Origin of the sequence: Actinomadura sp. NTSP31 (assembly GCF_041951385.1) — a bacterium.
Taxonomy (GTDB): domain Bacteria; phylum Actinomycetota; class Actinomycetes; order Streptosporangiales; family Streptosporangiaceae; genus Spirillospora; species Spirillospora napierensis.
This window is the reverse complement of the sequence record NZ_JBGNUT010000013.1, coordinates 203,200-209,282: the sequence shown is the minus strand read 5'-3', so window position 1 is coordinate 209,282 and position 6,083 is coordinate 203,200. Positions and strand designations below refer to the sequence as shown.

The 6,083-nt window shown below is 73.2% G+C and carries 6 protein-coding genes and 1 tRNA gene; 2 read left to right on the top strand and 5 right to left on the bottom strand.

Annotated elements, in window-relative coordinates:
* Positions 1 to 30 precede the first annotated feature (30 nt).
* From ACA514_RS23195 to ACA514_RS23175, 5 genes are all read right to left on the bottom strand, one after another.
* Positions 31 to 1,431, bottom strand: coding sequence for a wax ester/triacylglycerol synthase family O-acyltransferase (locus tag ACA514_RS23195; RefSeq protein ID WP_375043304.1), 1,401 nt, complete (start codon positions 1,429 to 1,431; stop codon positions 31 to 33).
* 223 nt (positions 1,432 to 1,654) lie between these two features.
* Positions 1,655 to 3,175, bottom strand: coding sequence for an MFS transporter (locus ACA514_RS23190; protein WP_375043303.1), 1,521 nt, complete (start codon positions 3,173 to 3,175; stop codon positions 1,655 to 1,657).
* A complete protein-coding gene (locus ACA514_RS23185; protein WP_375043302.1) occupies positions 3,172 to 3,858 on the bottom strand; it encodes an LppX_LprAFG lipoprotein in 687 nt (228 codons plus the stop codon). The genes ACA514_RS23190 and ACA514_RS23185 overlap by 4 nt, the downstream gene beginning before the upstream one ends.
* A 510-nt stretch (positions 3,859 to 4,368) precedes the next feature.
* A tRNA-Ile gene (locus tag ACA514_RS23180) sits at positions 4,369 to 4,442 on the bottom strand.
* 101 nt (positions 4,443 to 4,543) lie between these two features.
* On the bottom strand, positions 4,544 to 5,317 hold the full coding sequence (locus ACA514_RS23175) for an enoyl-CoA hydratase-related protein (RefSeq protein WP_375043301.1): 774 nt from the start codon (positions 5,315 to 5,317) through the stop codon (positions 4,544 to 4,546).
* A 68-nt stretch (positions 5,318 to 5,385) separates the two neighbouring features.
* Between ACA514_RS23175 and ACA514_RS23170 the strand changes: the two genes are divergently transcribed.
* Complete coding sequence (locus tag ACA514_RS23170) at positions 5,386 to 5,772, top strand: hypothetical protein (RefSeq protein WP_375043300.1); 387 nt, start codon at positions 5,386 to 5,388, stop codon at positions 5,770 to 5,772.
* Positions 5,773 to 5,786: 14 nt separating this feature from the next.
* Entirely contained in the window at positions 5,787 to 6,083 is a 297-nt protein-coding gene (locus tag ACA514_RS23165) for an MTH1187 family thiamine-binding protein (protein WP_375043299.1), read from the top strand.

The following is a 6,083-nucleotide window of genomic DNA, read 5'->3' as shown; positions in this document are numbered from 1 at the left end:
GGGCCGCCCCCCCCCCTCGCCTCGGCGGGGTCAGCGGGCCCGCGGCGCCGCGCCGCGGGCGTCGGCCGCCGCCCGCATGAGCTCGTCCAGCCCGCCCTGCACGCCCTTGGACAGCACGTCCAGATCGGGCATCGCGTCGAAGTCGCCGGTGATCCCGAAATGGAGCGTCCCGCAGTAGGAGACGATCGCGGTCGCGACCCGGATACCGCCGGTCAGCGGCACGTACGGGTGCATCTCCAGGACCCGGCGGCCCATCACGTACAGCGGGAAGTCCGGCCCCGGGACGTTCGTCGTGACCGTCTGGACGATGTCCTGACGCAGCCGCACCGGGATCCGCGCGGCCAGCGACAGCAGGGCCGGCGCCACGGCCGTGTCGGTCAGCCGGGTGATCGCCTGCGTCCCCGCCGCCTGGTTGCTGCGCTTGACGTCGTCGGTCTGCTCGCGGACGCGGCGCAGCCGCTCCAGCGGGTCGTCCACGCCCACCGGCAGGTTCACGAACACCGCCGCGACCCGGTTGTTCAGCTCGCCGCGCTCGTCCGAGCCCCGGTGCGACACCGGCACCGCCGTCCGCACGACGGTGTCGTCCTCCAGCCGCCCGCGCGCGTTCAGCAGGTCGCGGTACCCGGCGGACACCGCGGTCAGGACGATGTCGTTGACCGTCCCGCCGAGCGCCTTGCGGACCGCCTTCACCTCGTCCAGCGGCACCCGCTGCCAGCACCAGCGCCGGTGCGGGCCGATCGGGCCGTTCAGGGAGCCCGCCGACGGGCTCGCGAGGCGGGCCGTGGCGCGGGTCAGGCCGGAGGCGAACGTGCGCAGCCGGTGCGCCTCCCGGACCGCGCCCGCGCTGCGCGCCACGTCCGTGAGCTGGCGCAGCGGCCGGGTGACGGTGCGGCGCGCGGCGTCCGCCAGCAGCGTCAGGTCGGACGGCTCGGCGGCCGGTTCCCACGGCTCGCCCTCGCGCGGCTGCTCGAACTCGGGGGACAGGTCGAACAGCACGGTCGCCAGGTCCATGCCGGCGATGCCGTCCACCATGCAGTGGTGCACCTTGGCGATCAGCGCCCAGCGCCCGTCGGTCAGCCCCTCGACCAGCCAGATCTCCCACAGCGGCTTGGCCGGGTCGAGGCGCTGCGCGAGCACCCGCCCGGACAGGTTGCGCAGCTGCTCGTCGTTGCCGGGCGCCGGGAGGGCGGTGTGCCGGACGTGGTACAGGATGTTGAAATGCGGATCGTCCACCCAGACGGGCCTGCCGAGGTGCAGCGGGACGCCTCGCACGCGCTGCCGGTACCGGGGGACGAGCGGGAGCTTGGCGGCGATCGTCCTCACGACGTCGCCGTACGAGGGCGCCGGGCCCTCGAACACGACCACCGAGGCGACGTGCAGGGGGGTGTTCTCGTCCTCCAGGAGGTAGAAGCTGGCGTCCAGTCCGCTCATGCGATGCACGGGGGGCTCACCGTCTCTCTGCCGTGTTGCGCGGGTCGGGGGGAAGCGCGCCACCGGGCCGGCCGGTGGGGCGCGGGCGGCGGAGCAAGTCACGCTAACCGCGCGCCGCGCGAACAACGGGGCGAATGCGCCCGGTGTGAGCGAGGTGGCACCCGAGTATGGCCACATCCGGCCATATTTCTTCCGGCCCTTGATTCCTCGGCGAAAGGCGAGGTCAGCGCGCGGCCAGGCTCTCCTCCGGCTCCGGCGACGGCTCCGCGCCGTCCCGCCGCGCGCCGGCGGCCAGCGCCAGCACGGCGCCCAGCACGCACATCCCGGCCGTGATCCAGAAGATCTCCCGGTACTCGGCGCGCAGCGCGTCCCGCAGCGCCGCCTTGTACACCGCCCACTCCTTCGCGAACTCCGCCTTCGACATCAGCATCGGCAGCGGCGGCTGCAGATGCGCCGTCAGCACGTGGAACCGGTGGAACCCCCACGCCGACAGCGCCGAGATCCCCAGCAGCATCCCCATCATCCGCGCGACCACCACCGCCGCCGACGCGACGCCGTGCCGCGCCGCCGGCACGAACGCCAGCACCGCCGACGACACCGGCGCGATCACCAACCCCAGCCCTAGCCCCGTCACCACGAGATCGACGTCCATCCGCGGCAGCGGCCCGTACGACGCGTCCGCCAGATCCGCGGGCCACCCCGCGATCAGCACGTAACCGACGGCGGAGACGGCCATCCCCGCGGCCATCGGCCACCGCTCGCCGACCCGCCGCGCGACGATCCCCCCGGCCACCGCGGCGACCGGCAGCGCCACCAGGAACCGCGTCAGCAGCAGCGCACCCTCGGTCTCGGACTTGTTCAACACGGTCTGCGCGACCAGCACCACGTCCACCAGCGTCACCATCAGCGCCGCCCCCGACAGGAAGCTCACGCCCAGCGTCGCCAGCAGCGGCCCGCGCCGCACCCCGCTCAGATCCAGCAGCCGCGTCCGGGCCCTGACCTCCCACACCACGAACACCACGAGCACCACCGCGCCCGCGACCATCACCGGCGGCCCCCACGACGGCAGCGCCGACTTCTCCGGATCCGGGTTGTAGACGCCCGACACCAGCAGCGCCAACCCTGCCGCCAGCAGCAGCCCGCCCACCACGTCCACACCGGGACGCGGCCCCTGCGGCCGTCCCCCCGGCACGGTGAACTGCACCGCCACGACCGCGATCACCGCCAGCGGCACGTTGATCCAGAAGATCGCGCGCCACTCCAGCGCCGCCGCGACCCCCGCCCCGTACAGCGGCCCGAGCACGCTGCCGAGCTCCTGCGCCGCGCCCACCGCGCCCAGCACCACCGGACGCCGCCGCTCGTCCCACAGGTCCCCGGCCAGCGCCATCGTCACCGGCAGCAGCGCACCGCCCGCCACCCCCTGGACGACCCGCCCCGCCGTCAGCACCGGCACGTCCTGCGCCAGCGCCGTCACCACCGACCCGGCCGCGAAGAAGACCAGGCAGGCCTGCAGCACCGGCCGCCGCCCGAACCGGTCGGACAACTGCCCGAGCAGCGGCATCGCCGCCACGTACCCGAGCAGGAACCCGGTCAGCACCGGCGTGATCCGCTCCAGCCGGTTGACCGGGACGTCCAGGTCCTTCACCACCGGCATCAGGATCGTCGTGACGACATAGGCGTCCAGCGCGGCCAGCAGCACCACGGCGCCGCCGGCCCCGATCGCGATCCCGCGCCGGGCGGTCACTTCGGCGCGCTGATCTTGTACGGGGCGTTGAAGCCGGTGAACGTGATCACCACCGCGCCCTGCCCCTTCGGGAACGCGCCCCGCACCTTCAGCAGCCGCCCGTCGGCCTTGCTCACCCACACCTGCCCGGCGAGATCGTCGTCGACGCCGGGGACCAGCCCGCCGACCTGGTCCTGCGGCAGCGTCGCCCCGACCCGGTAGGCCTCCTTGCCGTCCACCTTCTCCACGGCCTCGGCCTTCGGCGCCCGCATCGAGGTCAGCAGCTTGGAGATCCCCCGGTCCGGGTCGAGCACCGCCGACGGGTCGTACACCGCCGACGCCATCGACTTCGGCAGCTTCCGCCAGCCGCCCGTCCCGGCGTCCAGGTAGAACGCGTCGCCCTTCGCGACGACCTTCGCCTCGACGTTCTGGCCCGACTGCTCCAGCGTCAGCGTCCCCTGCGCGTCACCGTCCCGGAGCAGCTTCATGTCGCCGCCCTTGACCATGATCGGCGTCTTGCCGTCGGACGCCACCGTGAACGCGACGCTCTTCAGGCCCGCCATGGCGCCGGCCGACCGCTTCAGCGTCTGCGCCCCGTCGAAGTTCGCCTTCGGCGCCGGCTTGTCGGATCCGCCGCCCCCACCGCACGCACCGGCCACCAGCGCGAGGGACAGCGGGACGAGACCGAGGATTCGTCTGGACATACGCGGACCCTACCGACCGGTCACCTCAGCCGTCACTCGGTACCAGGTCTGACCCGCCCTCGTCCTGCGGTACTACTTGCAGTGCCCTCGGCGGTCGGGCGTTGGACGCCCTCCCTTCGGCGGGCACTGCGTGCGATCGCTGTGTTGATTGCACCGCCCTTGGCGGTCGGGCCCTGGGGGCCCTCCCTTCGGCGGGCACTGCGGGCGATCGCTGCATCGCTCCGACTCGCCCTGGGGGCTCGCTGCGCGATCGGATTCTCGCTTCGCTTGAATCCGGCTTCGCTCGCGATCGCGACGGTCCAGGTCGCCACGTGGTCGGGCACAAACCCTGAGGTCCTTGCGGGCAGCGGGATAGGTGCTCATCGCAGCCGCAAGATGTACGCCCGCCCGCACCGGGAGGGGGCGTGGGGGCGGAGCCCCCACATCGGGGGTCTGGGGGTCGTCCCCCAGAAGGACACCGCGGCGAAGGCGAAGCCGCCCGGAGGGCGGCGAGCATGCGCCGCGAGCCCGTAGGGCGGGCGGGACTCGAACCCGCGACCGGGAGATTATGAGTCTCCTGCTCTGACCAGCTGAGCTACCACCCCGGAGGCGGCGCCCCGTGGGTGACGCGTGGTCGGGGGCGTGCCGGTTGCCATCCTAGCGGCGGGGCGTCGGCGGGGGCCACCGGGAAGTCGCGGGGTGCGGGTCAGGCGGGCCAGGTGGGGCGGCGTTTGTCCAGGAAGGCGTGCATGCCCTCCTGGGCTTCGGGGGTCTGGCTGGAGGCGGCCATCACTTCGACGGCGTAGGTGTAGGCGTCGGCTTCGGGGCGGTCGAGCTGGGCGTACATGGCCTGTTTGCCGAGGGCCTTGCTGCGGGGGCTGCCCTGGGTGGCGCGCTGGAGGAGGGCGAGGGTGGCCTTGTCGAGGTCGTCGTCGGGGACGGCGTAGTTGACGAGCCCCCAGTCGGCGGCGGTGGCGGCGTCGACGGTGTCGCCGGTGAGGGCCATCTCGGCGGCGCGTTTGCGGCCGATGTTGCGGGAGATCGCGACGAGGGGGGTGTGGCAGAACCAGCCGCCCTTGCCGCCGGGGGCGGCGAACGCGGCGCTCTCGGCGGCGACGGCGAGGTCGCAGGACGCGACGAGCTGGCAGCCGGCGGCGGTGGCGAGGCCGTGCACGCGCGCGATCACGACCTGGGGGACGGACTGGATCGCCTGCATGAGGGCGGTGCAGGTGCGCAGGAGGTCGCGGACGTCGGCGTGGGAGGCGCCGGCCATGTCGGCGAAGTCGTGCCCGGCGGAGAAGACGGGGCCGTTGGCGGCCAGGACGATGCCGCGGGCGTCGGTGCCGGCGGTCGCGGTGAAGGCGTCCGTGAGCTGCAGGAGGAAGGTCCGGGACAGGGCGTTGCGGCGCCGCGGGCGGTTCATGGTGATGGTGGTGAAGTCGCCGTCGCGGCTGAGGAGGACGTCATCGGCTTCGCTCATGCTTCCGACGTTACGTCAGACCCTCGTCGTACCGTGGGTTCGTCCACGGACGCCGAGGGGGTACGGCCTTGAAGCTGCTCACTGCCACCAACGTCGGCCAGGGTTTGCGCGACAACGACTTCGACTGGTGCGTCGAGGGCGAGCTGGTGCACATCGGCGTGGTGTGCGCCCGTGACCGGGACGACCCGGACGGCGGCTGCGGGTGCGGCCGCTCGTTCGCCGGGCTGAATTCGCACCGGGCGACGACGACGGCGATGGTGCGGGAGGTGCCGGGGTTCACCGGCGAGGACTATGTCGAGGCGATCCGCTCCAGCCTGGAGCAGCAGGGGTGCGATCCGTCGTTCGCCGAGCACGACGCGGCGCTGCTGCGCTGCCTGGTGCGCGACTGGCCGGTGGGGGCGATCGTGGAGCGTCGGTTGAATGAGATCGTGGTCAGGCAGGTCGTGCAGCCCTGATCAGGAGGTGCGTTGTGCTCGTCGCGTTCTCGGTGACGCCGCTCGGCACGGGTGAGGACGTCGGTGAACTGGTCGCGGAGGCGGTGCGGGTGGTGCGGGCCAGCGGCCTGCCGAACCGCACCGACGCGATGTTCACCACGGTGGAGGGGGAGTGGGATGAGGTGATGGCGGTGGTGAAGGCCGCCACGGACGCGGTGGCGGCGCGGGCGCCGCGGGTGAGCCTGGTGGTGAAGGCCGACGTGCGGCCCGGGGTGACGGGTGCGATGGACGCGAAGGTGGCGACCGTGGAGCGGTACCTGTCGGGGGACTGA

Coding starts and splice junctions, on each gene's coding strand:
- ACA514_RS23195 (WP_375043304.1), bottom strand. CDS start 1,431: ATGAGCGGACTGGACGCCAGCTTCTACCTCCTGGAGGACGAGAACACC.
- ACA514_RS23175 (WP_375043301.1), bottom strand. CDS start 5,317: ATGAGCGAAGCCGATGACGTCCTCCTCAGCCGCGACGGCGACTTCACC.
- ACA514_RS23185 (WP_375043302.1), bottom strand. CDS start 3,858: ATGTCCAGACGAATCCTCGGTCTCGTCCCGCTGTCCCTCGCGCTGGTG.